The following is a 25,653-nucleotide window of genomic DNA, read 5'->3' as shown; positions in this document are numbered from 1 at the left end:
TCCGATCAGGCCCGCTTCCGGAAGCCACTCTGCGAGTGGAATCCGGAGGATCGTCCTCTCGTCAGCGCCTTGGAAGTCGACCACACCCCATCGGTCGGCCGAGGGAGTCCTCACCGCCGTTTCGGAGTCGGCCGGCGGAAGGAAGACTGCACGGGTGATTCCGCCCTCACCGATGGCGTACCGGCGCTCGCGTAGTCGACGATCGCGGAGGATCAGTTCGTCTCCGCGCCGGTAGAGACGCGCGTGGCGTACCACGTCAAGGGCATGCGGGTTCGCCCCCCGGGGTCGCAAATGAGTGTCCGGAAGGACTGTTCCCGAATCCGGTCGATCAGCCATTGCTCGTCGTCCAAGCGTCCTTGATTCCCGTGGCCGACCACAGCCCGTCGTCCAGCGCGTCGGTACCGAGGGCGTGTCCGATCGGGGCGGTCAGCTTTCCCTTGTCAGCGGCGTCGATGAACGTCGCCACAGCAGTCGTACCCTGCCAGATGTGCGTCTGGGTCTTGAACACGTCCATCGCCGCCTTGACCTCGTTCACATTGCGGATCTCCGGAGCGATGTTGTCGATCTCCCGGGCCAGGTCCCCGAGGCCGCTGTCACCGACTTTGAAGGCGGCACCCTCCCAGGTACTCCCCTGGCCCAGCGATCTCAGGTTACGAGGGCCAAGGTCCTTGACGCCCTTGAAGCCCTCCCACATCTCCCTGCCGATGGCACGGGGGTTGAATGCCTCACCCGCGCGGCCCGCACCGGGAAACCATCCCTTGGGGGCACCGGCCACCGCTTCAGCGCCCTTCTTCCCGCGCAGAGCGCCGCCGCTCAAACGGTTGGCCTGCTTCCACGCCGCCTGCTCTGCCCGTTTGAAGGCAGCACTTCCCCGCTTCGCCACGACGTTCTCCATGGCGCGCCGGAAGGCGGCCGAGCGAGCCATTCCCTTGGCGCCCTGCATTGCACCCTTGGCGCCGGCCATGGCACCGCGACCGATACCCATCGTGGCGATTCCCACGACGTCCAGTGCGACATCGAACCAACTGCCCTCGCCGGCAAGCGCAAGCAGGACATGCCCAAGCAGGGAGACGATCGTGGCCAACAGCGCGATGGACCCCAGGATTCCGGCCAACGCCTGCCCGATGACGGGGATCCATCCCACCATCAAGGAGAGTGTTCCGCAGATCGTCGCGATCCAGCCGGCCCAATTGAGGAACTCTGTGATCCACCCGGCGTTGTCGTGCACCCAGTCCTTGAACTTGTCCCAGGTGCCGTCCTTCAGGCCATCGTGGTCGATGGCGCTGCGAATGGCATCCCTCGCACGCTTGGCCGCCGCATCGCGGATGTCCTTGGCCGCGTCGAGGTCCTTCTTCGCTTGCTCCATTGCCGAAGTTGCCGCCTGTTGGCGCTTCTCCAGCTTCTTCCGGTCCGGGTCGTCGTCGGCCGTGTCCTTGGGCAGCTTGCCGATCGCGCCGTTGCTCGACTCGCGCTCGTCATGCGCGTCCCGAGCGTCACGAAGTGCCTTGTCGGCCATGGTCTGCGCACGATGCAGCTCAGAGGCGTACTCCTTGGAGGGGCCGCCCTCGACGACCTTCTCGCCCAAAGCGTCGGCAGCCGCGTCATAGCGCTTGAAAGCCTTTCGGAGCTTTCCCTCGGCTTCCTCGGCCTCTTTGCGGAACTCCTCAGCGGCCTTGCTCTTCCAGGATTCGACGGAGGAGAGCGCTTTGATCTCTTTCGCCTGCTTCTGGATGGCTTCCGCAGTCCGGCGAAGGTCACGGCCGAGTCCGGCGATCTCATCCGGATCCCCGGGAATCGGGTCCGACGCCTCTCCGATCACTTGCCACTCGTCGGCCCGGGGGCGCGTCACTTCTTGGCCCCCTTGCTGCCGGTGTCCTTCTTGTCAGTAGAACGAAGTGCTTCGGCGAGTTGGTGATCGATGTCCTCGTAGGCCTTGGCCGCCGCGGAGAGAATCCCGGAAAGTTTCTTCAGCTCGTCTGTCAAGCGCTCACGATGGATCTTCCAGTTGTCACCGAAATCGTCGAACACGTCAACGAGGCTCTGCTCGCCCAGCGTGCCGACCCCGAGCCCATCGGCGGGGTTCGCGTTCTGGCTGAACTCACCATGAATCTTCGAGAGTGAACGTGCGCTCTCCTTGATTCGAGTGATGTCGGCGGTCTGGTCCGACATTGATCCCTCCGGATGCTTTTCCACGGAAGCGAGAAGGGCGTGACGGCCACTCGGGCCGTCACGCCTGGCACAACCTGTCGGCGCCGCAGGTACTAGCCCTTGACACCCTTGGCCAGCTGATCGTCCAGATCCTCGTACGCCTTCGCCGCGTCCTCCAGGAACTTGGCCATGCCCTTGAGGCCCTCAAGGGTGTCCTTCATGCCCTTGGTGAACTCCTTGAAGGAGTCGTCGAAGGCCTGGGAGCCCTTGGACGTGGTGTAACCGTCCGCGACGAGGCCGTCGATGTAGCTGTCGAGGCCGTGGAGCTTGTCCTCCATCTTCTCCTTCTCGTGGCCGAGTCGCTTAGCAGCGTGCCGCATCTTCTCGTAAGTGATGTCCGCGTCTTTGCCGCCGGCCATGTGGCGTCCTCCATGCTTCAACTCGCCGCAGGGCCAACCCCCGTGGCTCCTGATACGGATGGTGCGATCGTCCGCATCGAGCAAGCAGCTTACTTACGGCGCTTGCAGGAGCACACCCCGGTTCTGTCACGAGCCCGCACCAAGGACCGTTCCCGTCCCGGGCCTTCGTGGTTCCCTCACACGGGCCGTTGCCTGCGGGAAGGGGGGAGCGGCTATGGTCGAGAGCACTGTGGCCCGCGTTCCGGAAGCGGCCCTCGGTGTCTGGGGGAGGACGAGCGTGCGGCTGACTCTGACCGTCGTCGACCCGCTCGGCGGGGCCACCGCCGACGTGGTTCTCGACGCGGATCCCGAGTCCTCGGTGGGGGACATCGCCAAAGAGCTTGCGGAGCACGTCGGTTACGGCGGCGGTGCGCAGATCATCCCCCTCGGACATCATCAGGGGGCCGCGGGCGGCGGCGCGCCGGTCGCGTACGTCGACGGGTATCCCGTCGATCCCGCCGCGACCATCGCCACCTCGCCGCTGCGCGAGGGCGCCGTCGTGAGCCTGCACGACCCCGCGGGATGTCTGCCCGGCGAGCCGACCGGACTGGTCGAACTGCGGGTGGCCGGCGGCCCGTCGGCCGGTGCCGTGCACCGGCTCGGGATCGGCCGGTACGACATCGGTGCCGGGGCGGCCTCGTCCGTCCGGATCGACGATCCCGAACTTCCGCAAAGGGCGCTGACGTTGTCAGTTGCAACGGACGGAACCTGCGGCGTCACCGTGCACGGGGAGAGGGAGGGTGTCACCCTCGACGGCGAACCCTTCGAGGAGCGCGAGGACGACGGCTGGCCCCTCGGCAGCCAGGTCGCGGTCGGCAACACCCTTCTCCAGCTCGACCGTTACACGCAGCCCGACGCGGCCCTCAAGTGGTCGGAGGACGGCGCCGCACTCGACTACAACCGGCCGCCGCGGCTGCATCCTCCGGAGCGCGAGACGAAGTTCCGGCTGCCGAGCCCGGTACGGGACTACGAGGCCCGGCCGCTGCCCTGGCTGATGGCGCTGACGCCGCTGGTCACTGCGGTTGTCATGGTGCTGGTCTTCGGTCGCTGGTACTACATGATCATGGCTCTGATGAGCCCGCTGATCATGCTGGGCAACTACTTGATGGACAAGAAGCAGGGGCGCAAGTCCCATGCCAAGCAGGTGAAGGAGTACAACGAGCACAAGGCGCGGATCGAGAAGGACGCCCAGGAGGCCCTGCTCGCCGAGCGCCTCGACCGGCGCCAGGCGATCCCCGATCCGGCGACCGTGCTGTCGCTGGGCACCGGACCGCGCACCCGGCTGTGGGAACGGCGGCGCACCGACGCGGACCATCTGCTGCTGCGCGTCGGCACCGGACGGATGCCGTCCGACGTCGTGCTCGACGACCCCGAGCAGGACGACCACAAGCGCCAGGTCACCTGGAACATCGAGGACGCGCCGGTCGCCCTGCCGCTCGCCGAGCGCGGTGTCGTCGGCATCGCCGGACCCGGTGACTCGGCCCAGGCGCTGGGCCGTTGGGCCGTCGCGCAGACCGCGGTCCTGCACAGCCCGCTGGACGTCCAGTTCTACGTCCTGACGGAGAACAGCGGCCAGGACAGCTGGGACTGGGTGCGCTGGCTCCCGCACAGCAGGCCCGCCGGTGCCCAGGACGCCAACGTCCTCATCGGCACGGACGCCGAGACCGTCGGCGCCCGCATCGGTGAGCTCACCCAGCTCCTCGACGCCCGCCAGAAGGCCGCCAGGCAGAACGGCAACAAGGCCTCGTTCAGCGATCCGGACATCGTCGTCGTCTGGGACGGATCCAGGCGGCTGCGGTCCATGCCCGGTGTGGTGCGGCTGCTGCGCGAGGGCCCGGCCATGGCCATGTACGCGATCTGTCTGGACGCCGAGGAGCGGTTCCTGCCCGGCGAGTGCCAGGCCATCGTCATCGCGGAGCCGAAGCCCGAGGAGCACGCGGGCGCGCAGGCGCCCGTCCGGACCGCGCCGGCCGCCCCCGGCGGCTTCCCCTCCTTCCACGCCTGGCACGCCACCGAGACCGACGGCTCCGCCTCCGGGACGTCCAAAGCGCTCGAACTGCGTCTGCGGGTGCAGCAGACGGGCGTCGCGCGGGTGCGGGACGTACGGCCCGACTTCGTGTCGGCGGCCTGGTGCTCCCGGCTCGCGCGCGCCCTGTCCGCGCTGCGCGACATCAGCGGCGAGACCGAGGACTCGGCCCTCCCCGGTGCCAGCCGGCTGCTCGACGTGCTTCAGCTGGAGCCGCCGACCGGGGACGCGATCAGCGCGCGCTGGCGGATGGGCGGGCAGTCGACGACGGCGGTCATCGGGGAGTCGTACGACGGTCCGTTCGGCATCGACATGCGGCGCGACGGCCCGCACGGTCTGATCGCCGGTACGACGGGTTCCGGAAAGTCGGAGCTGCTCCAGACCATCGTGGCGTCGCTGGCCGTGGCCAACACCCCCGAGAACATGACCTTCGTCCTCGTCGACTACAAGGGCGGCTCGGCGTTCAAGGACTGCGTCAAACTCCCGCACACGGTCGGCATGGTGACCGACCTCGACGCCCATCTCGTCGAGCGCGCGCTGGAATCGCTCGGCGCGGAGCTCAAGCGGCGCGAGCACATCCTCGCCGCCGCCGACGCCAAGGACATCGAGGACTACCAGGATCTCGTACGCCGTGATCCCTCGCACGCGCCCGTGCCACGGCTCCTCATCGTCATCGACGAGTTCGCCTCCATGGTCCGCGACCTGCCCGACTTCGTGACGGGACTGGTCAACATCGCCCAGCGGGGCCGTTCGCTCGGCATCCACCTGCTGCTGGCCACCCAGCGGCCGAGCGGTGTCGTCTCCCCCGAGATCCGGGCCAACACCAACCTCCGGATAGCGCTGCGCGTGACCGACGGCGGCGAGTCGAGCGACGTCATCGACTCCCCGGAGGCCGGACACATCTCCAAGAGCACTCCGGGCCGCGCCTACGTCCGGCTCGGGCACGCCTCGCTCGTACCGTTCCAGTCGGGACGCGTCGGTGGCCGCCGGCCCGGTGCCGCCGACCCGGCGGCGCTCGCGCCCTGGGCCGGACCGCTCGGCTGGACGGACCTCGGGCGGGCCGCGCTGGTCAAGCCGAAGGCCGAACAGCGCGAGGAGGAGGAGATCACCGACCTCAAGGTGCTGGTCGACGCCGTGCGCGAGGCCAACCGTTCCCTCGGCATCCCGCCCCAGCACAGCCCCTGGCTGCCCGCCCTCTCCGAGACGCTGCTCCTCGACGAGATCACCGTGCCCGCGTTCGCGGGCGGTCCCGGCAAGCTGCCGCCCGCCCCGTACGGCGTCGAGGACCTGCCGGCCGACCAGGCCCGCCGCCCGGTCGTGGTGGACTTCGCCTCCTTCGGGCATCTGCTCATCGGCGGCGCGCCCCGCAGCGGACGTTCGCAGATCCTGCGGACGATCGCGGGTTCGCTGGCCCGCACCCACTCGGCGGCCGACGTCCATCTGTACGGCATCGACTGCGGCAACGGCGCGCTCAACGCGCTGACCCGGCTGCCGCACTGCGGCGCCGTCGTCGGCCGCAACCAGACCGAGCGCGTGGTCCGCCTCATCGCCCGCCTCAAGGGTGAACTGACCCGCAGGCAGGACCTGTTGGCGGACAAGGGCTTCGCGGACATCGGCGAGCAGCGGGCCGCGGAACCGGAAGGCGAGCGGCTCCCGCACATCGTGGTGCTGCTCGACCGGTGGGAGGGCTGGCTGCCGACGCTCGGCGAGTACGACCACGGCGATCTGACCGACCAGCTCACCGCGATGATGCGGGAGGGCGCGAGCGTCGGAGTGCACCTGGTGATGACGGGCGACCGCCAGATCCTCTCCACCCGGATCGGCTCGCTCACCGAGGACAAGTACGCCCTGCGGCTCGCCGACCGCTCCGACTTCTCGCTGATCGGCGTCAACGCGCGCAAGATCCCCGAGGAGATCCCGCCCGGCCGCGGCTACCGCAACGAGCACGGCACCGAGACCCAGTTCGCCCTGCTCACGGAGGACTCCACCGGTCAGGGCCAGGCCGCGGCCCTCACGGCGATCGGCGAGGCGGCCGCGGTCCGCGACGACGGACTGCCGCGCGAGCGGCGCCCGTTCAGGGTCGACGTGCTGCCCACCCGGATCGGCTTCGCCGACGCGTGGGAGATGCGCGACGCGGACGCCGCCCGCTCCAAGCTGTGGAGTCTGGTGGGCATCGGCGGCGACGACGTCATGGGCTTCGGCCCGGACCTCTCCCGGGGTGTTCCGACCTTCGTCGTCGCGGGCCCGGCCAAGTCCGGCCGCAGTACGACCCTGATGAACATGGCGCGGTCGTATCTGGCCCAGGGCGTACGCCTGGTCATCGCGGCGCCCCGCCCGTCGCCGCTGCGTGAACTGGACGGCCAGGAAGGCGTGTTGAAGGTCTTCGACGAGGACGACATCGAGAGCGACGAGCTGCGCGAGGCCATCGACTCGGCCACGCCCGAGGAACCGGTCGTGGTCCTGGTCGACGACGGCGAGGTCCTGGAGGACTGCGACGCCGAGACCGTCTTCAAGCGGATCGTGCAGCGCGGCGCCGAACGCGGTCTCGGACTGGTCATCGCCGGTGACGAGGAGGACGTGTGCAGCGGGTTCTCCGGCTGGCAGGTCGAGATGAAGAAGGGCCGCCGCGGCATCCTGCTCTCTCCGCAGGACTCCTCCGCGGGCGAGCTGATCGGCATCCGTACGAACCGCAGCATGGTCGGCGGACCGGTCGCCCCCGGCAAGGGCCTGCTGCACCTCGGGGACGGGGAGCCGATGACGGTGACGACACCGATGTGACCGGACGGGCCGGGCAAGGAAGAGGACCGAAAGGAACAGAGGGAACGGACGGAAGAGGGGGCGGGTCCGGTGAGCGGATCGGCGAAGCCGAAGCGGCGGAGGGCCACGGGGGCGGCGCTGCGCTACGAGCATGTGCGGCAGCGGCCGTCCGCGTGGCAGCGGACGAAGGAGAAGACGTCCTGGCGTGACGCCGGCTGGGGCTGCCTGATCCTGCTGGCCTTCCTGGTGGTGGCCGCCGCGTTCGGCATGACCGCGGATGAGTGGGGACCCGAGCTCTGGGGCCGCACCGCCCCCGCCTCTCCCGGCGGCGGGTACGGCTTCGCGGCCGTCATCGGTGCCGTGCTGCCGCTCGGGCTCGCCGCCGTGATCGCGACGCTCTCCCGGATGAAGTGGAAGGTGAGCCCCCTCCGTTCGCTCGGCTGGGTGGCCGCCTCCCTGCCCGGCCTTGCCGCCTGTGCCTTTTGTGCGCTGGTCGTGTTCGCGGCCAAGCGCCCCAAGCACCGGCGCGACTGGGACTCCGGGTGCTACGGCCGGGGCGACCCCTGCTGGGTCCACGTGGAGTACCCCTGGGTCTGGGCCGTCGGCCTGCTCTCGACGGTGCTCGTCGCCGCGGCGCTGATCGCCGCGGCCCTCAAGATCGCGGATGCGCGCGGGAAGCCGGATACGCGTGGGAAGACCAGGTCCGGCTGAGCCCCCGCCTCCCGTCCCTGCTCCGAGCCCACCCCTCGGACCGGCGTCCGGTGGCCGGCCGGCACCTCCGCCATCCCGTGTGACGCGGATCACGGGAACCCGGCGTGCGCGGATCAACAGTTAATGAGGGTGAGCACTGACATGCGTACCCGGATACGTGCCGGGGATCCGAGCGCGTTCGCCGAGCTGTACGACAGCTACGCCCGCGCCGTCTACAACCACGCCTTCCGCCTCACCGCCGACTGGTCCGCGGCGGAGGACGTGATGGCCGAGACCTTCATGGAAGCGTGGCGGCTGCGCGACCGGGTCAGCGCCGAGGGCGGCAGCCTGCGGCCGTGGCTGCTGGGCGTGGCGATCAACATCGCCCGTGGCCACCACCGCAGCAACCGGCGTTACCGGGCGGCGGCGAACGCCGCCGCGGAGGCCGAGACGACGCTGCCCGACCATGCCGACGAGGTGGCGGGCCGGCTCGACGACCGCCGGCGTATCGCCGCCGCCCTGCGCGCGCTCGCCGCCCTGCGCAGACCCGAGCGCGAGGTCCTGACGCTGTGCCTCTGGGAGGGGCTGGAGTACACGGCCGCGGCCGAGGCGCTCGGCATCGCCGTCGGAACGGTGCGCTCACGTCTCTCCCGGGCACGCGCCAAGCTGCGCAAACTCACCGAGGCCGAACTCGGCGCCCGACCCGCCGCCCGGGCGGCGCCGGTCCCGTACACGGACGACCACGCCGAAGAACGCGCGGGAAAACCCGTACGAGGAAATCGGGAACTCGGCCGGCCGGATCGACAGACAAGAGGAGAACACATCCACTCGATCCGGCCCGTATCGGAAGGAAATCGATGAAAGCGACCCAGTCCCGGCAGAGTCCGGCCGAGTGGGAGGAGAGCACGCCTCTCCTCCCGCAGACTGCGCGCGATCTCCCGGCGGGCCGTCACCAGTTCCACAAGGAGCGTTTGATGGCCCACATCCAGCAGGACACCCAGCGGGACGCGAACACCACGAAGGCCGCCCCCGCCCTGCCGAAGCCCCGAGGGCTGCGCCTGCTGCGCCCGGCTTTCGTGCTGCCCGCGATGGCGCTGACCGCCGCGGTCGTCGCCGGAACGCTGCTGATCGACAGCGGCGTGCACAACGACGGTCTCGCCACCGGACCCGCGACGGTCGTCCCCGTCGGCGCCACGACCACCAAGGGCCTGCCGCAACTGCTCGACCAGGCCTCAGTGGCGGCGGCCGAGGAGACCCACCCCACGGTCAAGCCCGGTCAGTACGTCTACATCGAGTCCCAGGGTTCCGGCACCTTCGTGAAGACGGACGGCGGAAAGGGCAGCCTCGTCAGCTACGAGCTGCACCGGCGCCAGATCTGGCAGTCAGCCGACGGCACCAAGGGCTGGCTGATCGACGCAGGCGTCAACGACAGCCCCGAGGGCGAGACGCTGAGCCTGACCGACGAGCAGGGCAACATCCCCGAGGCCGGCCTGAACCACCCGGGGTACGACTTCCTGGCCCGGCTGACCACCGACCCCGACGAGCTGCTGAAGGTGATCTACAAGGAGACCTCGGGGCGCGGCAACACCCCCGACCAGGAGGCGTTCACCACGATCGGTGACCTGCTCGGCGAGAGCTACCCGCCCGCGAAGCTCTACTCGGCCCTGTTCAAGGCCGCCGCGAAGATCCCGGGCGTGGTCGTGGTGAACGACGCCAAGGACGCGCTCGGCCGCTCGGGCGTCGCGGTGGCGCGGCTGGACGAGACCAGCGGCGAACGCGAGGAGTGGATCTTCGACAAGAAGACCCATGTCTTCCTCGGCGAGCGGACCGTGCAGGTCAAGCCGGTCACGCAGGACGGCGTCGTCATCAAGCCCGGCACCGTCCGCGGCATCAGCGCCATCACCAAGCGCGCGGTCGTCGACGGCATGAAGCAGACGCCCGGGCAGAAGGACTGAGACCCCGCCGCCGCAGGCTGAGATCCCGTACCGCTGTCCACCCGCCCCGTGGCCGCCGTCCCAGGACGGCGGCCACGGGGCGGTGCGGACCTCGGCTTCCGGCGCGGGACTTCAGCCGACCTTCGTCATCCGGGCCACCGGGTCCCCCGCCTCGGCGTTGTCCGTGTCGTAGGTGAGGACGCTGCCGGCGGGAGTCAGCCGGACCTCGTGCCGGCCCTTGGTGCAGACGTCCCGGTTGGACTCCGACGCCACACTCGTGGCGACGAGCTGTTTCTTGGTGACCTTCTTGAGCACGAGGACGTCGTCGCAGATGCCGCCGATCTGGTCGGTCTGCCGGAAGGTGCCCAACTCCTCGCCCACGGCCGCCTGGTGGACGGTGACACGGAACGTGCCCATGGGGAGGGCGCCGCCGAGGGCGAGGCCGTCGCCCTCCCAGGTGCCGAGGTAGGAGGCCGGGATCGTGGACAGCTGCTCGCCCGAATCGGAGGCGCTCTCGGTCGCACCCGGTTCGGGGGCGCTCGCCGTGGAACCCGGTTCCGGGGTGCTCGCGCCCACTGACGGCCCCGTGGCGGGGGTGCTCTGGCTCCCGCTCGCCGACGGACGCCCGCCCGCCACGTTGCCCTGGTCGTCCTTGCCGTCGCCCGGCAGCAGGTCGAAGAGGAACGCAGAGCCCACGGTCACCGCCGCCAGCGCTCCCGCGACGGCGAGGGCGACCGTGCAGCTCATCCTGCGGCCCTGTCCGCCGGCCCCCGGCGCGGAGGTCGCCGCCACGCTGACGGAGACCTTGCCCGGACGGTCGTACGGCTGCTGTTCCGGCACCCCCTCGCGGTGCACGGCGTCCTGCGGTCCGGCCGCCCGGCCCTCACGCCGGCCGGGTACGTACGTGGGCATCGGAGGCGGCGGCCCGAAACCCGGCGGGGGCGGCCCGAACCCGGAACCGGGCCCCGGCGCGCCGGGCACACCACCGCTCCCGCCCCCCGAACCGGCTCCGGCCCCGGCCCCGCTCCCGGCGCCCCGGCCGTCCTCCACCGACGGACTGCTGAAGCCCACCGGCCCGGACGGCGTGGCCTCCACGGCCCCCGCCGCCTCGAGGTTCAGCAGCTGTACGGCACTTCGGCTCACCCGCTCGACCAGGGCGCCCGGCAGCCAGCCCGCCGACACCAGCCGGGCGGCACCCTGTGGTGCGAGCCGGACGGCCACCTCTCCCGGAGTGGGCCGCGCCGCGGGCGACTTGGCCAGGCAGGCCGCCACCAGCTCGCGCAACTCGCCCTCCAGGGAGCCGAGTCGTGGTTCCTCGTGGACCACCTTGTAGAGGAGGGAGGCGGAGGAGTCGCCGGGGAAGGGAGGCTCGCCGGTGGCCGCGTACGCGAGGACCGCGCCGAGCGAGAAGACGTCCGCGGCTCCGGTGACGCCCTTGCCGAGGATCTGCTCGGGGGACATGTAGCCGGGCGAGCCGACCGAGACCCCCGTCGAGGTCAGGGAGGCGGTGCCGTCCGTGGCCCGTGCGATGCCGAAGTCGATGAGGAGCGGACCGTCGAGGGTGAGCAGCACGTTGGAGGGTTTGACGTCGCGGTGGACGAGGCCCAGCGCGTGGACCGCCGTGAGCGCCTCGGCGAGACCGGCGCCGAGGACGCGCGCGGAGTGGACCGGGAGCGGTCCGTCGTCCGCGACTGCGGCCGTCAGTGAGGGACCGGCCGCGTAGCCGGTGGCGACCCAGGGGACCGGCGCTTCCGGGTCCGCGTCCAGGACGGGGGCCGTCCACGCGCCGCCCACCCGCCGTGCGGCCTCGACCTCGCGGCGGAAGCGGGCGCGGAACTCCTCGTCGAGCGCGAAGTGCGGATGCACGATCTTGACCGCGACCGTACGTCCGCCGGCGCTGCGTCCCAGGTACACGCGCCCCATGCCGCCGGACCCCAGACGGCCGAGCAGCCGGTAGGGCCCCACGACCGTGGGTTCGTCGGCTCCGAGCGGCTGCATGATGGCACTCACGGTTCCCCCTCCCCCGTACACACTGCCCAGCAGCGTAGTGCCGTGCGCGCCCGGAGCCGCCCGCCTATCGGCGCCTCACGGCTGGAGGAGCCGTACGCTCACGTCCTCCGGGAACCCGGTGGTCGAGCCGACCCGGCGCGCGAACTCCCGTACGGCCTCCAGCTGCGGGCCGCCGAAGCGGAAGTCGAGCGTCGTGAAGTACTGCTCCAGGACGGACTGGTCGAACGCCTCCCACCGGGCCGCCTGCTCGGCGACCTTGGAGACCTCGTCGAGGGAGAGGTCACGGGAGGAGAGGAAGGCCTGGTGCACCTTGCGGGTGACGAGCGGTTCGCGCTCCAGGTAGTCGCGCCGGGCCGCCCACACGGCGAAGACGAACGGCAGGCCCGTCCATTCCTTCCACATCGCGCCGAGGTCGTGCACCTGGAGCCCGAACTTCGGTCCGTCGAGCAGGTTGGCGCGCAGCGCCGCGTCGCCGATGAGGACGGCGGCGTCGGCCTCCTGCATCATCAGGCTCAGATCGGGCGGGCACGTGTAGTACGAGGGCTGGACCCCGACCTTCTCGGCCAGCAGGAGCTGGGCGAGCCGCACGGAGGTGCGCGAGGTCGAGCCGAGGGCGACGCGGGCACCGTCGAGCTGGTCGAGGGGAACCTGCGAGACGATCACGCAGGACATCACGGGGCCGTCGCAGCCGACCGCGATGTCCGGAAAGGCGACAAGGTCGTCGGCGTGCTTGAGGAACTCGACGAGCGTGATGGGCCCGATGTCGAGATCCCCTCGCACCAGCTTCTCGCTGAGCTTCTCGGGGGTGTCCTTGGTGAGCTCGAAGTCGAGGAGCGTGCCCGTTCTCGCGAGCCCCCAGTACAGGGGCAGGCAGTTCAGGAACTGGATGTGGCCGACGCGCGGCCGGGTGCGAGAATTGTCCACATCGTGAGGCTAGACCCCATGCGATAGCGCGCAGGTCTCAGGGTCGGCGTGTGCTGGTGGAAACCATCCCGACTCCCCGTGTCAACGGTTGTGACACCTCGAAGTCAACGCACGTCAGGCCCCTGACCCCATGGGGACACCCGTCCGGATGACGTGATCTTTGCCTCTATTGCTTTCGGCTGCCTGCGTGCTAGGCTCGCCGCAAGTTGCAGTTTGGTTTCCCTTGCAGTACAGAGCCTGCGGAGCATGTGACCGCGGGCTCTCGTCGTTTTCAGACGTATGCAGTTGTTTACACAATCGCAGGTTCTGGAGCAGGGCAACCCTTTGGGCCCAAGGAGGGCTTATGGCTACCGGAACCGTGAAGTGGTTCAACGCCGAAAAGGGCTTTGGTTTCATTGCCCAGGAAGGCGGCGGCCCGGACGTCTTCGTCCACTACTCCGCGATCAACGCGAGCGGTTTCCGCTCTCTCGAAGAGAACCAGTCGGTTTCCTTCGACGTCACGCAGGGTCCGAAGGGCCCGCAGGCGGAGAACGTCACCCCGCTCTAAGCCTTCGGCTCCATGAGCCCAATGCTTTGATCCGGAACGGATAGCAGTACCCAAGGAGCCCCGCGCCAGCCGGTCGCGGGGCTCCTGCCTTTTCCGCCCGGGGACCGCGCCGTCCCCACCCAGGGATTCCGCCGACCCCGCCCGGGGACTACGTCGCGTACAGGGCCTCTATCTCCCTGCCGAAGTCCTTCTCGATCGCCGCGCGCCGCAGCTTCATCGAAGGGGTGAGGTGGCCGGCCTCCTCGGTGAAGTCGACGGGCAGGACGATGAAGCGGCGGATGGATTCGGGGCGCGAGACGAGCCGGTTGGCCTCGTCGACGGCGCGCTGCAGGATGGCCAGCAGCTCCGGGTCGTCCATGACGAGTTCCGGGGGAACCGGGTGCTTGCCGTTCATCCGGCGCCAGTGGGCGATGCCCTCGGGGTCGAGGGTGACGAGGGCGGAGACGAACGGGCGGCGGTCCCCCAGGACGATGCACTGGGCGATCAGCGGATGGGCGCGCAGCCAGTCCTGGAGGGGCGCCGGGGCGACGTTCTTGCCGCCCGCGGTGATCAGGATCTCCTTCTTGCGGCCGGTGATGGCGAGGTAGCCGTCGGCGTCCAGTTCGCCGATGTCGCCGGTCGCGAACCAGCCGTCCGGGGCGGCGTCGACGACACCGCCCGCGTGCGGGTCCCAGTAGCCGCGGAAGACCTGCGCGCCGCACAGCAGCACCTCCCCGTCGGCGGCGATCCGTACCCGGGTGCCCGGCAGGGGCCGGCCCACCGTGCCGAGGCGCGGTTTCTGCGGAGGCGTGACGGTCGCGGCGGCTGTGGTCTCCGTCAGGCCGTACCCCTCGAAGATCTCGATGCCGGCTCCCGCGTAGAAGGCGGCGAGCCGGCGGCCGAGCGGGGACCCGCCGCAGATGGCGTGCCGGACCCTGCCGCCGAGGGCGTTGCGGATGCGCCGGTAGACCAGGGGGTCGTAGAGGGCCCGGGCCGCGCGCAGGCTCCTGCTCGGACCGGGACCGGTGCCGTGCTGCTTGGCCTCGACCGCCTCGCCGTACTTCTGGGCGATCCGGGCCGCCCGGTCGAAGGACGAACCGCGGCCCATCCGTTCGGCCGTGGCGCGGCCGGTGTTGAAGACCTTCTCCAGGACGTACGGGATGGCGAGCAGGAAGGTCGGCTTGAACGAGGCCAGGTCCGCGAGGAGTTCCTCGGTCTGGAGGCTCGGGGCGTGGCCGAGTTTGACCCGCGCGCGCAGACAGGCCACGGCCACCATGCGGCCGAAGACGTGCGAGAGGGGGAGGAAAAGAAGGGTGGAGGCGGGATCCCGGGTGCGGGCCTTGAAGATCGGGTAGAGCAGTTCGACGGCGTTGTCGACCTCGGCGAAGAAGTTGCCGTGGGTCAGGACGCAGCCCTTGGGGCGGCCGGTGGTGCCCGAGGTGTAGATGAGGGTGGCGAGCGTGTCCGGGCCCAGCACCCCGCGCCGTACGGCCACTTCCTGGTCCGGGACATCGCGGCCGAGCTCCGCGAGACGCTCCACATGGCCCTTCTCGAAGACCCACATGTGCCGCAGGTCGGGGATGTGTTCGCGCTCGGGGCCGAGCGCGGCGGCCTGCGCCACGGACTCCACGGCGAGCGCGACGGCTCCCGAGTCCTGGAGGATCCAGCGGGTCTGGAAGACGGAGGAGGTCGGGTACACCGGCACGGTGACCAGGCCCGCGGCCCAGGCGGCGAAGTCGAGGAGCGTCCACTCGTACGTCGTCCGGGCCATGATGGCGATCCGGTCGCCCGGCACCAGCCCCTCCGCGATCAGCCCCTTGGCCACCGCGAGGACCTGCTCGGCGAACTCGGCGGCGGTCACGTCCATCCAGCCCTCGCCGTCCGGGGTCTTCCGGCTGAGGACCGGCTCCAGCGGGGCGGCGGCCGCGTTGTCGAACGGGATGTCCGCGAGGGATCCGTGTGTCACCCGTCCCACGATCGGCGGCACCGCGACCTCGCGCACGACACCGTCCAGCCGCCTGATCTCGGGCTCCGGAAGAGGAGGGACGGAGTCGGACGAGTACGGGCTGGACACGGGGCGGCTCCTTGTCGGCCGAAGGCCGGGGCGGGTGCGAAGCGTGTTCGGGCTCGGAGGAGCGCGCGGGGCGCGAATCCTCATACGGCCCTGGGGAGTGGGGGGTTCAGGGGTCTCGGCAACCCGGTGCGACGGGGATCCTACGGCGCCGAAGTGTGGGGTTTGTGACGCTTTGCCGCAGGCAAAGTGCGGGTTACCCGGGGTAGCTGTGCCCTTTTCGGCCCCGCGGCCGGCGACACCGAACGCCCCGGCCACCCTGTCGCCGAACGCCCTGGCCGCCCCGACACCGGGGCACCCGGCGCCGGGGCGCCGAAGCCTTCGCGGCCCACCCCCGAACGCCCCGTCCCCAGGAGGCCGCCGTGGCCCATCTCGACCCCCGCCCCCTCCCCGACATAGCCTTACCCTCGGTAACTTACTCCGGAGTCACCTCATGCCCGCCCCCACGCCGGACAATCCCGCTCGCCGAAACCCGCGCCGCACCGCCCGCCGAGAGCCGCACCCTTCCGCCCGCCTGGAGACTCCGATGCGCGTTCATCCTCCCGTCCGCCCCGAGCCGGGGACCCGCACCCTCGCCGCTCCCCCTTCGCTCGTCCCGCTGCTGGCCCGCGGCGCCCTGCTCTCCCCCTTCAAGCGGCCCCGCCCGGACGCCCCCGTCCCCGCCACCCGGTTCGTCCTGCCCGGCGTGCGGATCGACCTCGCCCACCTCGCCGCGTACGAGCGGGTGTGCGGGTTCCCGACCGGCGCGGACGCCCTTCCGGTCACGTATCCGCACGTGCTCGCCTTTCCGCTGGCCATGCGGATCCTCGCGGGGCGCGCGTTCCCGCTTCCGCTGCTCGGGCTCGTGCACACCTCGATCGAGATCACCGGACACGAGGAGTGCGCCGCGAGCGCGGAGTACGAACTCGCGGTGCTGGTGGAGAAGCTGGCGCCGCACCGCAGGGGCACGGAGGCGACCGTGCTGACCGAGGCGAGGGTCCACGGCGGGCTCGTATGGGAGTCGAGGAGCACCTACCTCGCCCGGCACAGGCCCCGGAACCCGGACAAGAGCCCCGCCCAGGACCACGCACACGACCGGGACCGGAAGCAGGGCGGGGAGCGGGAGCGGGGCGCGTGCCTGGGGCGCCGCCAGGGGTCCGAGCCGCTGCCCGCCCTCGCCGAGTGGCGCCTCGCCCCGGACGTCGGCCGCCGCTACGGCGCCGTCTCCGGCGACCGCAACCCCATCCACCTGCACCCTCTCACCGCCCGCCTCTTCGGCTTCCCCCGTGCCATCGCGCACGGCATGTGGACGGTCTCCCGCTGCCTCGCCGAGTACGGGCCGGGGCAACCGGCGCAGGTGCGGGCCGAGTTCAGGGCGCCGGTACTGCTGCCCGGGGCGGTGACGTACGCCGCGCGAGGGCCGTCGTTCGAGCTCCGCTCGGGCGAGCGGCTCCATCTGACCGGCGACGTACGGCCACCGCGGGCGTGAGACGGGATGAACTTCGGGCGAACACCGCATGACGGAAGGCACCCGCCACGCACTCCCGCTGCCACCAACTCCCAGGTGAGAAAGCTTTGTCGAGAAAGCTCTCACAGTGTTCACCCAGCGTGCCAAGGCGCCGTCAAGCAGCCCCTCATCCCGTCCTCAGACAGCGTTCCTAGCCTCGGTCCACCCCCGGCCGCCGCCAGGAAAGGCTCCCGAACCATGCCCCCCAGACGTATCGCCGTCATCGCCGACTCCGACACCCGCTGGAAGTGGGGCGCGTCCGTCGCCCGGCAGATCGCCCCCGGGCACGCCCTCGACGCGCTCTTCCTGCGCACCCGGGCCACCCCGACGGAGCGCCAGCTCACGGAGATCGGGATCGTGCCGGACACCCGGCGCGACGTCACGGTCGCCGAACTGGTCGACGACCAGGAGCTCGCCGCCGCCGACGTGCTCGTCCTGGCCACCGCGGGAGGAACGACACTCGCGCTCACCCACGGCCTGGGCATCGCGTGGCAGGGGCGGGAGCGGCGGCCGGTCACGGTCACGGGATATGTCGGGGTCGTGTACGAGAAGATGGTCGACGGGCTGATGACCCGGGCCGGCACCGACCTCGTCCTCGCCAACAGCGGGTACGACGCGGACCGTTTCCGTGCCGCGTTCACGAGCGTCGGCGTCGACCCCGGCTCGGTCGTGGAGTGCGCCCTGCCCTTCCTCGGCGGGGAGCCGTACGCGCCGTCCGCGGAACGGCCCTTCACGCTCACCTTCGCCGTCCAGCCGTCGGTGCCCAAGGGCCGGGCGTCCCGGCTCCAGTTGCTGGAGCGGGCGGCGGCCCACGCGCGACGGCATCCCGACCGGCTGGTGCTGATGAAGCTGCGCAGTCTGCCGGGCGAGCACACCACGCACGTCGAGGCCGATCCGTACCAGCTCCTCGTCGAGAAGATGGCCGAGCCGGCCCCGGCCAACCTGCGTCTCGTCTACGGCAACATGGGCGAAGTCCTGGACCGTACCGACCTGTTGGTGACGGTCAGCTCCACGGCCGCCCTGGAGTCGATGCACCGCGGCATCCCGACCGCGATCCTCACCGACTTCGGGGTCCGCGGTTGGGGTCTCCCCTGCTCGAACGGAGTTGAGAGCTCGGGGAAGCACGGCAACCACTACTTCGTGCACTCGGGCTGCCTCGCCTCCTGGGACGACCTGGACGCCGGCGCGGCGCCCCGTGTCGACCCGGCCTGGGCGGCACGGCAGGGCGTCGGCAAGAGCGATCCGTACGCCGCCGCCCGCGCCCGGGTCGCCGCGCTGGAAGCGGCGGGGCGGCTGCCGGCGCTGCGGCCGTACTACTCGCCGCAGCGGGCGGGGGCGTATCTCGGCGGCATCCTGGAGCGCAACGGCCTCGACGACAAGGGCAGGCCGTCGGCGCTCGCACCGGTCGGGAGCGAAGCGGGCCCGCTGCGGACGGTGATCCGCCGGGCCGCGCGCGGCGGCGCCAAGTCGCTCTACCGCGTGGGCCGGGAGCGGGTCGCCCCCGCGCTGCGCCGCTGGGGCCAGAACTGACCCCGCCCGGCAAGGACGGGTCCCGCCCGGCCCGGGGTGTCAGGCCTCCGCGGCGGTCTGGGCCGGGATCCCCGTGGCCGGCGGGGACCAGGGCCGGCCCTGCATGAGGGTGCCGAGTCCCGCCCAGGCGAAGTTCATCAGGGTGGCGGCGGCCTGCCGGGCCGAGACGCCGGGGGTGGCGTTGGCCCACGCGGCCATCGACTCCGCTGCTCCGACCAGCGCCTCCGCGAGCCCGGCGACCTCGCGTGCGGGCAGCGACGGGTCACGGTGTGCCTCGCGTGCGGCGACGACGATCAACTGCGTGACGAAGTGGACCAGTTCCTCGCGCATCGCGAAGACCTCGGCGGCGAACGGCTCGCCGTGCGTACGTGCCTGGAGGTGCAGGACCGCCCAGCCGTCCGGGTTCTCGGCGGTGTGGGTGAAGAACGCCCGCAGCCCTTCCCAGAGTTGCCGGTCGGCGGGCAGTTCGGGGCGGACTCCGGCGCGGACCGCCACGGTCAGCGCCTTGGCCTCACGCCGGATGCACGCGGTGAACAGGTCTTCCTTCGAGTTCAGGTACAGGTACACCAACGGCTTGGACACGCCCGCCAGTTCGGCGATCTCGTCCATCGACGCGGCCCGGTACCCACGCTGCCCGAAGGTCCGTACAGCCGCGTCCAGCATCTGCTGTTCGCGTACCGCACGCGGCATCCGCTTGCTCTTCACAGCACCCATGCGCCCAGCCTACGAGGGACGGCCGGGTGGCCGGACGCACAGAGGTTTCAGGACGTCTGGTTCGGGGTGGCCTGGGCGGTCTCGTCCAGGACGGCGTCCTCCTGGCTGCGGTTGCTTTCCAGGTTCGCCCGGGCGCGGTCCACGCGGGCGACGACCTCGGCCGAGGCACGGTCGCGCGCGCCCCGCAGGACGACGAAGCTGATCGGCGCGGAGATCACCAGGGCCAGCAGGACGACCCACATGTAGTTGGAGTCGCCGAGGCCGCGCGGGGCGATGCCCGAGTAGACGAGGCCCCAGACGACCACGAGGCAGCCCACGAAGATACCGAGGCGCATCAGTGTGTAGCGGAGCATCTCAATCCACTCTTCCGTTCCGAATGTTCCCAAAGGACCCTGTCCAGTGAAGCACGCCGGAACAGCGATCTTGCAGGGGGTCCTCGGTCACGGAGCGGGAGGGTGGTCAGGCGCGGCGCGGGAGGGGCAGCAGCATCGTGATGTCGTCCCGCTCGTCGCCCGGCGCGACGCGGATCGCGCCCGGCACCCGCCCGACCTCCTTGTAGCCGCAGGAGGCGTAGAAGCGTTCGAGGCCCTCCCCGCCCCGGCAGGTCAGCCGTATCGCCTCGATGCCGTCGAGGCGGCCCGCGGCCTCCTCGACGGCGGCGAGCAGATCCCGGCCGTAGCCCTTGCCCTGGTGCCGCGGGTGCACCATCACGGTGTACAGCCAGACCCAGTGCCGCATCAGCCGGTGGGTGTTGTGCGTGAGGAAGGCGGTCGCGGCGACGCCGCCCTCCTCGTCCCGGCCGACCAGCAGCCGCGTGCGGCCCTCCGTCATGGCGACGAAGTGCTTCACGAGTTCGGGGCGTACGTCGCCGGCGGCCACCGGCGGCACGAAGCCGACGGACCCGCCCGCGTTCGAGACGTCCACCCAGAGGGCGACCACCCCGTCCCGCAGGGCAGGGGTGACCGCCGGGTCCGGTTCGAAGACCAGCGCCACGTCAGACCCGCATGGCCTGCGGCGACTCGCGGCGCTCCGCGTCCGGTCCCTCGTACTCGCGGATGATCTCGTAGCGCGTGTTGCGCTCCACCGGGCGGAAGCCCGCGTCCCGGATGAGGTCCAGCAGGTCCTCGCGGGTGAGCTTGTTCGGCGTGCCGTAGTTGTCCGCGTCGTGCGTGATCTTGTACTCGACGACCGAGCCGTCCATGTCGTCGGCGCCGTGCTGGAGCGCGAGCTGGGCGGTCTGGACTCCGTGCATGACCCAGAAGACCTTGACGTGCGGGACGTTGTCGAAGAGCAGCCGGGAGACGGCGAAGGTCTTCAGCGCCTCGGCGCCGGTCGCCATCTGGGTCCGCGCCTGGAGGCGGTTCCTGACCTTGCCGTCCTTCATGTCCACGAAGTCGTGCTGGTAGCGCAGCGGGATGAAGACCTGGAAGCCGCCGGTCTCGTCCTGGAGCTCACGCAGCCGCAGCACGTGGTCGACCCGGTGACGGGGCTCCTCGATGTGCCCGTACAGCATCGTGCACGGGGTCTTGAGACCCTTCTCGTGCGCGAGGCGGTGGATGCGCGACCAGTCCTCCCAGTGGGTGCGGTGGTCGACGATGTGCTGCCGGACCTCCCAGTCGAAGATCTCCGCGCCGCCGCCGGTCAGCGACTCCAGACCGGCCTCGATCAGCTCGTCGAGGATCTCCGAGGCCGACAGCCCCGAGATGGTCTCGAAGTGGTGGATCTCGGTGGCCGTGAACGCCTTCAGCGAGACGTCCGGCAGGGCCTTCTTCAGTTCGCTGAGCGAGCGCGGGTAGTAGCGCCAGGGCAGGCTGGGGTGCAGGCCGTTGACGATGTGCAGCTCGGTGAGGTTCTCGCCCTCCATCGACTTGGCGAGGCGGACGGCCTCCTCGATGCGCATCGTGTACGCGTCCTTCTCGCCCGGCTTGCGCTGGAACGAGCAGTACGCGCAGGACGCGGTGCACACGTTCGTCATGTTGAGGTGGCGGTTGACGTTGAAGTGGACGACGTCGCCGTTCTTCCGCGTGCGCACCTCGTGCGCGAGCCCGCCGAGCCAGGCCAGGTCGTCCGACTCGTACAGCGCGATGCCGTCCTCGCGGCTGAGCCGCTCACCGGCCCGGACCTTGTCCTCCAGCTCGCGCTTGAGCCCGACATCCATGCGATTACCTCTCCCTGTGACGAAACGCTGCCAACCGTACTCCCCCGCCTTCCGGCGGAAGGCCCCCCATCAGGGCCTTCGCACGCCGGGGTGTGCCTACTCCTCCTCGGGCAGCTCTCCGACCCGGTTCTCCCACTTCGTGGAGAGCACGATCGTCGTACGGGTACGGGAGACGCCCTTGGTCCCCGACAGCCGCCGGATGGTCTTCTCCAGTCCGTCGACGTCGCTGGAGCGCACCTTGAGCATGAACGAGTCGTCGCCCGCGATGAACCAGCAGTCCTCGATCTCGCTGAGGTCGCGCAGCCGCCGGGCCACGTCCTCGTGGTCGGCGGCGTCGGAGAGCGAGATGCCGATCAGGGCGGTGACGCCGAGACCGAGCGAGGCCGAGTCGACCGTCGCGCGGTACCCGGTGATGACACCGGCCGCCTCCAGCCGGTTGATGCGGTCGGTGACACTGGGTCCCGACAGTCCGACGAGGCGCCCCAGCTCCGCGTAGGAGGCCCGGCCGTTCTCCCTCAGGGCCTGGATGAGCTGCCTGTCCACCGCGTCCATGCGATCGAAGCCTTCCGCTGAAAAGGTCTGAGAAGTCGTGAGAGTTCGGTCGTGAGAGTTCGGTCGTGAGAGTTCGAGAGGTCTTGAAGTTCTTGAAGTTCTTGAGAAGTCAGGTGGTGGCGTCCCGGGAACCGCTCCCGAGTTCGCCCTTCCACCGGCGGTAGAGGCCGTGCTCGACGCCCGCCGCGTCGAGGGCCCGTCCGGCGACGAAGTCCACCAGGTCCTGGATGTGCGTGGCTCCCGCGTAGAACGCCGGCGAGGCGGGCAGCACGGTGGCGCCCGCGTCGTCCAGGGAGACCAGGTGACGCAGTGTCTGCCCGTTCAGCGGGGTCTCCCGCACGGCGACGACCAGCTTGCGCCCCTCCTTGAGGGTGACACTCGCGGCCCGTTGCAGCAGATCCTTGGAGAGACCGAGGGCGACTCCGGCCACGCAGGCGGTGGACGCGGGCACGATCAGCATGCCCTTGGCCGGGTACGAGCCGGACGAGGGGCCCGCCGCCAGGTCACCGGCGCTCCAGTGCCGTACGCCGTCGAGATGCTCCTCGGGGACGTCGAAGGTGCCGGGCTTGCCGTCGGCACCCCGTTCCAGCCACGCGCGCAGATCGCCCCGCCAGTGGGCGTCGCGGAACGGGAGGCCGGTCTCGTCGAGCAGCGTGAGCCGTGAGGCCCTGCTGACGACCAGGTCGACGCTCTCCCCCGCTTCCAGCAGCGAACGCAGCACCGCGGCCGCGTACGGCGTACCGGACGCGCCGGAGACCCCCACGATCCAAGGCCGGCGCTGCGTCTGTCCTGGCTTCATGATGCCGAGCCTATCCGGCCACCGCCCATGGTCAGACCGTCAGCCCGCGCACCAGCAGGTCGAGCAGGGCGCACACGAACAGGGCGATCCCGATGAAGCCGTTGACCTGGAAGAACGCCCGGTTCAGACGGCTGAGGTCGTGCGGCTTCACGATGGAGTGCTCGTAGAGGAACGCGCCGGCGACGATCACGAGGCCCAGCCAGAAGAAGGCGCCGGCTCCGGTGGCCACTCCGTACCAGACGAAGAGCGCCGTCGTCACCGCGTGACAGACCCGCGCGCCCCGGATCGCGGCCGGGATGCCGAAGCGCGCCGGGACCGACATCACGCCGATCTCCCGGTCGGTCTCGACGTCCTGGCAGGCGTAGATCAGGTCGAAGCCGCCGATCCAGACGCCGACCGCGAGGCCGAGGACGACCGCGTCCCAGGACCAGGTGCCGGTGACGGCGATCCAGGCGCCGACCGGGCCCATCGCCTGGGCGAGACCCAGGATGGCCTGCGGGAAGTTCGTGAACCGCTTGCCGTACGGGTAGACGACCATGGGGATGACCGCGATGGGCGCCAGCGCGAGACACAGCGGGTTGAGCAGGGCCGCGGCGCCGAGGAAGACGACCAGGGCGACCAGCGCGCCCGTCCAGGCGTGCTTCACGCTCATCGCGCCGGTGACCAGTTCACGATGGGCCGTACGGGGGTTGCGGGCGTCGATCTCGCGGTCGATGATCCGGTTCGCCGCCATGGCGAAGGTGCGCAGGCCCACCATCGCGACGGTGACCAGGAGCAGCTTCGCCCAGTGGATGTTCTTGTCGACCTCGAACATCGCCGTCAGCGCGGCGATGTACGCGAAGGGCAGCGCGAACACCGAGTGCTCGATCATGACGAGGCGCAGGAACGCCTTGGTGCGGCCCGGCTGCGGAAGCGCCGCGGAAGCTGAACTCACAGCCCGTACTCCTTCCAACGGCGGTCGACCTTCGCCGCCGTCTGCGGGTCGGACAGCACCATCTCGGGCCAGCCGCCGTCCCGGGTGTAGCCCTCCTCGGGCCACTTCTTCGTCGCGTCGATGCCCGCCTTGCCGCCCCAGAACTGCTGGTAGGAGGCGTGGTCGAGGTGGTCGACCGGGCCTTCGACGACGGTGAGGTCACGTCCGTAGTCCGTGTTGCCGAGCGCGCGCCAGGCGACCTCGTGCAGATCGTGGACGTCGCAGTCCGCGTCGACGACCACGATGAGCTTCGTCAGGGACATCATGTGGGCGCCCCAGACGGCGTGCATCACCTTCTGGGCGTGCTTGGGGTACTTCTTGTCGATCGAGACGATCGCGCAGTTGTGGAAACCGCCCGCCTCCGGCAGGTGGTAGTCCACGATGTCCGGCACGATGATCTTCAGCAGGGGGAGGAAGAACCGCTCCGTCGCCCGGCCGAGGGGCCCGTCCTCCGTCGGGGGCCGCCCCACCACGATGGACTGGAGCAGCGGCCGCTTCCTCATCGTCACGCAGTCGATGGTCAGCGCCGGGAACGGTTCCTGCGGGGTGTAGAACCCGGTGTGGTCGCCGAACGGCCCCTCGGGCAGCGTCTCGCCCGGCTCCAGCCAGCCCTCCAGGACGACCTCGGCGTTCGCGGGCACCTGGAGCGGAACGGTCTTGCAGTCGACCATCTCGATCCGCTTGCCCTGGATGAACCCGGCGAAGAGGTACTCGTCGATGTCACCGGGCAGCGGGGCGGTGGAGGCGTACGTCACGGCGGGCGGGCAGCCGAAGGCGATCGCCACGGGCAGCCGCTCACCCCGGCGGGCCGCGACCTGGTAGTGGTTCCGGCTGTCCTTGTGGATCTGCCAGTGCATGCCGATGGTGCGCTTGTCGTGGCGCTGGAGGCGGTACAGACCGAGGTTGCGGATGCCGGACTCGGGGTCCTTGGTGTGGGTGAGGCCCAGGTTGAAGAAGGAGCCGCCGTCGTCGGGCCAGGTGAACAGGGCGGGCAGGGCGTCGAGGTCGACGTCCTCGCCGCGCAGCACCACTTCCTGCACCGGCGCGTCCTTGACCTTCTTCGGCGGGACGTGCGCCATCGCGCCGAGCTTCCCGAAGGCCTCGCGCACTCCCACGAAGCCGTGCGGCAGCTCCGGCCGGAGCAGTCCGCCGATCTTCTCGGAGATCTCGGCGTACGACTTCAGGCCGAGGGCCTTGAGCAGTCGCCGGTCGGTGCCGAAGACGTTCATCGCGAGCGGCATCGCCGACCCGCGCACGTTCTCGAACAGCAGCGCGGGGCCGCCCGCCTTCTGCACCCGGTCGACGATCTCCCCGACCTCCAGGTACGGATCCACCTCGGCCTTGATGCGCTTGAGGTCTCCCTCGCGCTCCAGCGCCCTGAGCAGGGAGCGAAGATCGTCGTAAGCCATGTGTCCAAGTATCGGCCACCCGCTACCCTGTGCCCGTCACCGGGGGGCCCGTGCCGCCCCGCCGTCGCTCACTGGGGGATCGTTCGGCCATGCTCAGGTATCTGCCCTTCCTGCTGGTCCTGGCGCTGTGGATCTACGCCTTCATCGACTGCCTGAACACGCCGGAGGAGGAGGTCAGAGGCCTGCCCAAGGTGGTCTGGGTCATCATCATCCTGCTCTTCGGCGAGGTGCTGGTCGGTCCGGTCGCCTGGCTGGTCGCGGGCCGCAACCGCCGGGGTCCGACAGGCGGCTCCACGCCCTCAGAGTGGCACCGCAACCACCGCACGGAGTTCGTCGCGCCCGACGACAACCCCGAGTTCCTCAACTCGCTCAAGGCCGAGAACCGCAAGGACGAGTCCCTCCTGAAGGACTGGGAGACCGACCTGCGGCGCCGCGAGGAGGAGCTGAAGCGGCGCGAGGAGCAGAACAGGTCCGACGAAGAGTCCTGA

22 protein-coding genes are annotated in these 25,653 nt (G+C 70.5%); 8 read left to right on the top strand and 14 right to left on the bottom strand.

The annotated features are described in order from the left end of the window. Positions 1-328: 328 nt before the first annotated feature. The 3 genes from OG410_RS24085 to OG410_RS24075 form a co-directional block, all read right to left on the bottom strand. Positions 329-1,849, bottom strand: a complete 1,521-nt coding sequence (locus OG410_RS24085; protein WP_329301099.1) for a putative T7SS-secreted protein — start codon at positions 1,847-1,849, stop codon at positions 329-331. Next, a complete protein-coding gene (locus OG410_RS24080) occupies positions 1,846-2,169 on the bottom strand; it encodes a hypothetical protein (RefSeq protein WP_328670779.1) in 324 nt (107 codons plus the stop codon). Before OG410_RS24080 ends, OG410_RS24085 begins: the two co-directional genes overlap by 4 nt. Before the next feature lie 92 nt (positions 2,170-2,261). Then, a complete protein-coding gene (locus OG410_RS24075) occupies positions 2,262-2,567 on the bottom strand; it encodes a WXG100 family type VII secretion target (RefSeq protein WP_078943692.1) in 306 nt (101 codons plus the stop codon). Between the two features lie 277 nt (positions 2,568-2,844). Between OG410_RS24075 and OG410_RS24070 the strand changes: the two genes are divergently transcribed. The 4 genes from OG410_RS24070 (at position 2,845) to OG410_RS24055 (ending at position 10,034) form a co-directional block, all read left to right on the top strand. Next, positions 2,845-7,410, top strand: a complete 4,566-nt coding sequence (locus OG410_RS24070; protein ID WP_329304224.1) for an FtsK/SpoIIIE domain-containing protein — start codon at positions 2,845-2,847, stop codon at positions 7,408-7,410. 69 nt (positions 7,411-7,479) lie between these two features. Then, on the top strand, positions 7,480-8,100 hold the full coding sequence (locus OG410_RS24065) for a hypothetical protein (RefSeq protein WP_329301098.1): 621 nt from the start codon (positions 7,480-7,482) through the stop codon (positions 8,098-8,100). Between the two features lie 129 nt (positions 8,101-8,229). Continuing rightward, entirely contained in the window at positions 8,230-8,940 is a 711-nt protein-coding gene (locus OG410_RS24060; protein WP_329301097.1) for an RNA polymerase sigma factor, read from the top strand. Next, complete coding sequence (locus OG410_RS24055) at positions 8,937-10,034, top strand: CU044_5270 family protein (protein WP_329301096.1); 1,098 nt, start codon at positions 8,937-8,939, stop codon at positions 10,032-10,034. Before OG410_RS24060 ends, OG410_RS24055 begins: the two co-directional genes overlap by 4 nt. Before the next feature lie 111 nt (positions 10,035-10,145). Here the strand turns inward: OG410_RS24055 and OG410_RS24050 are convergent, their stop codons facing one another. After that, on the bottom strand, positions 10,146-12,011 hold the full coding sequence (locus OG410_RS24050) for a serine/threonine-protein kinase (protein WP_329304223.1): 1,866 nt from the start codon (positions 12,009-12,011) through the stop codon (positions 10,146-10,148). An 87-nt stretch (positions 12,012-12,098) separates the two neighbouring features. Continuing rightward, positions 12,099-12,947, bottom strand: coding sequence for a menaquinone biosynthetic enzyme MqnA/MqnD family protein (locus OG410_RS24045; RefSeq protein WP_329301095.1), 849 nt, complete (start codon positions 12,945-12,947; stop codon positions 12,099-12,101). 343 nt (positions 12,948-13,290) lie between these two features. Here OG410_RS24045 and OG410_RS24040 point away from each other — a divergent pair, with 343 nt between their 5' ends. Next, positions 13,291-13,494, top strand: a complete 204-nt coding sequence (locus OG410_RS24040; RefSeq protein WP_010986243.1) for a cold-shock protein — start codon at positions 13,291-13,293, stop codon at positions 13,492-13,494. 148 nt (positions 13,495-13,642) lie between these two features. On the opposite strand, the gene OG410_RS24035 is transcribed toward OG410_RS24040, so the two are convergent. Beyond that, a complete protein-coding gene (locus OG410_RS24035; protein ID WP_329301094.1) occupies positions 13,643-15,547 on the bottom strand; it encodes an AMP-dependent synthetase/ligase in 1,905 nt (634 codons plus the stop codon). A gap of 523 nt (positions 15,548-16,070) precedes the next feature. Between OG410_RS24035 and OG410_RS24030 the strand changes: the two genes are divergently transcribed. Together OG410_RS24030 and OG410_RS24025 are read left to right on the top strand one after the other, a co-directional pair. Beyond that, the gene (locus OG410_RS24030) at positions 16,071-17,012 is read left to right on the top strand and encodes a MaoC/PaaZ C-terminal domain-containing protein (protein ID WP_329301093.1); all 942 of its coding nucleotides are present in this window, start codon (positions 16,071-16,073) and stop codon (positions 17,010-17,012) included. Positions 17,013-17,228: 216 nt separating this feature from the next. Next, positions 17,229-18,560 carry a DUF6716 putative glycosyltransferase gene (locus tag OG410_RS24025; protein WP_329301092.1) on the top strand — a complete coding sequence of 444 codons (1,332 nt, stop codon included), beginning with the start codon at positions 17,229-17,231 and terminating at the stop codon, positions 18,558-18,560. A gap of 39 nt (positions 18,561-18,599) precedes the next feature. Here the strand turns inward: OG410_RS24025 and OG410_RS24020 are convergent, their stop codons facing one another. The 8 genes from OG410_RS24020 to OG410_RS23985 all read right to left on the bottom strand — a co-directional run bounded on the left by OG410_RS24020 (position 18,600) and on the right by OG410_RS23985 (position 25,165). Then, positions 18,600-19,274 carry a TetR/AcrR family transcriptional regulator gene (locus tag OG410_RS24020; RefSeq protein ID WP_329301091.1) on the bottom strand — a complete coding sequence of 225 codons (675 nt, stop codon included), beginning with the start codon at positions 19,272-19,274 and terminating at the stop codon, positions 18,600-18,602. Positions 19,275-19,321: 47 nt separating this feature from the next. Next, positions 19,322-19,627, bottom strand: a complete 306-nt coding sequence (locus OG410_RS24015) for a DUF4229 domain-containing protein (RefSeq protein WP_329301090.1) — start codon at positions 19,625-19,627, stop codon at positions 19,322-19,324. Positions 19,628-19,733: 106 nt separating this feature from the next. Further along, positions 19,734-20,267, bottom strand: a complete 534-nt coding sequence (locus tag OG410_RS24010; RefSeq protein WP_329301089.1) for a GNAT family N-acetyltransferase — start codon at positions 20,265-20,267, stop codon at positions 19,734-19,736. A gap of 1 nt (position 20,268) precedes the next feature. Then, on the bottom strand, positions 20,269-21,432 hold the full coding sequence (mqnE, locus tag OG410_RS24005; protein ID WP_326786220.1) for an aminofutalosine synthase MqnE: 1,164 nt from the start codon (positions 21,430-21,432) through the stop codon (positions 20,269-20,271). Between the two features lie 96 nt (positions 21,433-21,528). Further along, complete coding sequence (locus tag OG410_RS24000) at positions 21,529-21,984, bottom strand: Lrp/AsnC family transcriptional regulator (RefSeq protein ID WP_266761447.1); 456 nt, start codon at positions 21,982-21,984, stop codon at positions 21,529-21,531. A 109-nt stretch (positions 21,985-22,093) separates the two neighbouring features. Then, positions 22,094-22,783: a UbiX family flavin prenyltransferase gene (locus tag OG410_RS23995; RefSeq protein ID WP_328670771.1), complete on the bottom strand. Its 690-nt coding sequence runs from the start codon at positions 22,781-22,783 to the stop codon at positions 22,094-22,096. A gap of 31 nt (positions 22,784-22,814) precedes the next feature. After that, positions 22,815-23,717 (bottom strand): menaquinone biosynthesis prenyltransferase MqnP, encoded by a 903-nt coding sequence (gene mqnP / locus OG410_RS23990; protein ID WP_329301088.1) that lies wholly within the window; start codon positions 23,715-23,717, stop codon positions 22,815-22,817. Beyond that, positions 23,714-25,165 carry a menaquinone biosynthesis decarboxylase gene (locus tag OG410_RS23985; protein ID WP_329301087.1) on the bottom strand — a complete coding sequence of 484 codons (1,452 nt, stop codon included), beginning with the start codon at positions 25,163-25,165 and terminating at the stop codon, positions 23,714-23,716. The genes mqnP and OG410_RS23985 overlap by 4 nt, the downstream gene beginning before the upstream one ends. Before the next feature lie 89 nt (positions 25,166-25,254). On the opposite strand from OG410_RS23985, the gene OG410_RS23980 reads away from it, so the two are divergent. Next, positions 25,255-25,653, top strand: a complete 399-nt coding sequence (locus OG410_RS23980; RefSeq protein ID WP_329301086.1) for a PLD nuclease N-terminal domain-containing protein — start codon at positions 25,255-25,257, stop codon at positions 25,651-25,653.

Source organism: Streptomyces sp. NBC_00659, assembly GCF_036226925.1.
Lineage (GTDB): Bacteria > Actinomycetota > Actinomycetes > Streptomycetales > Streptomycetaceae > Streptomyces.
The sequence above is the reverse complement of the archived record's forward strand: the minus strand, read 5'-3'. Positions and strand labels throughout refer to the sequence as shown.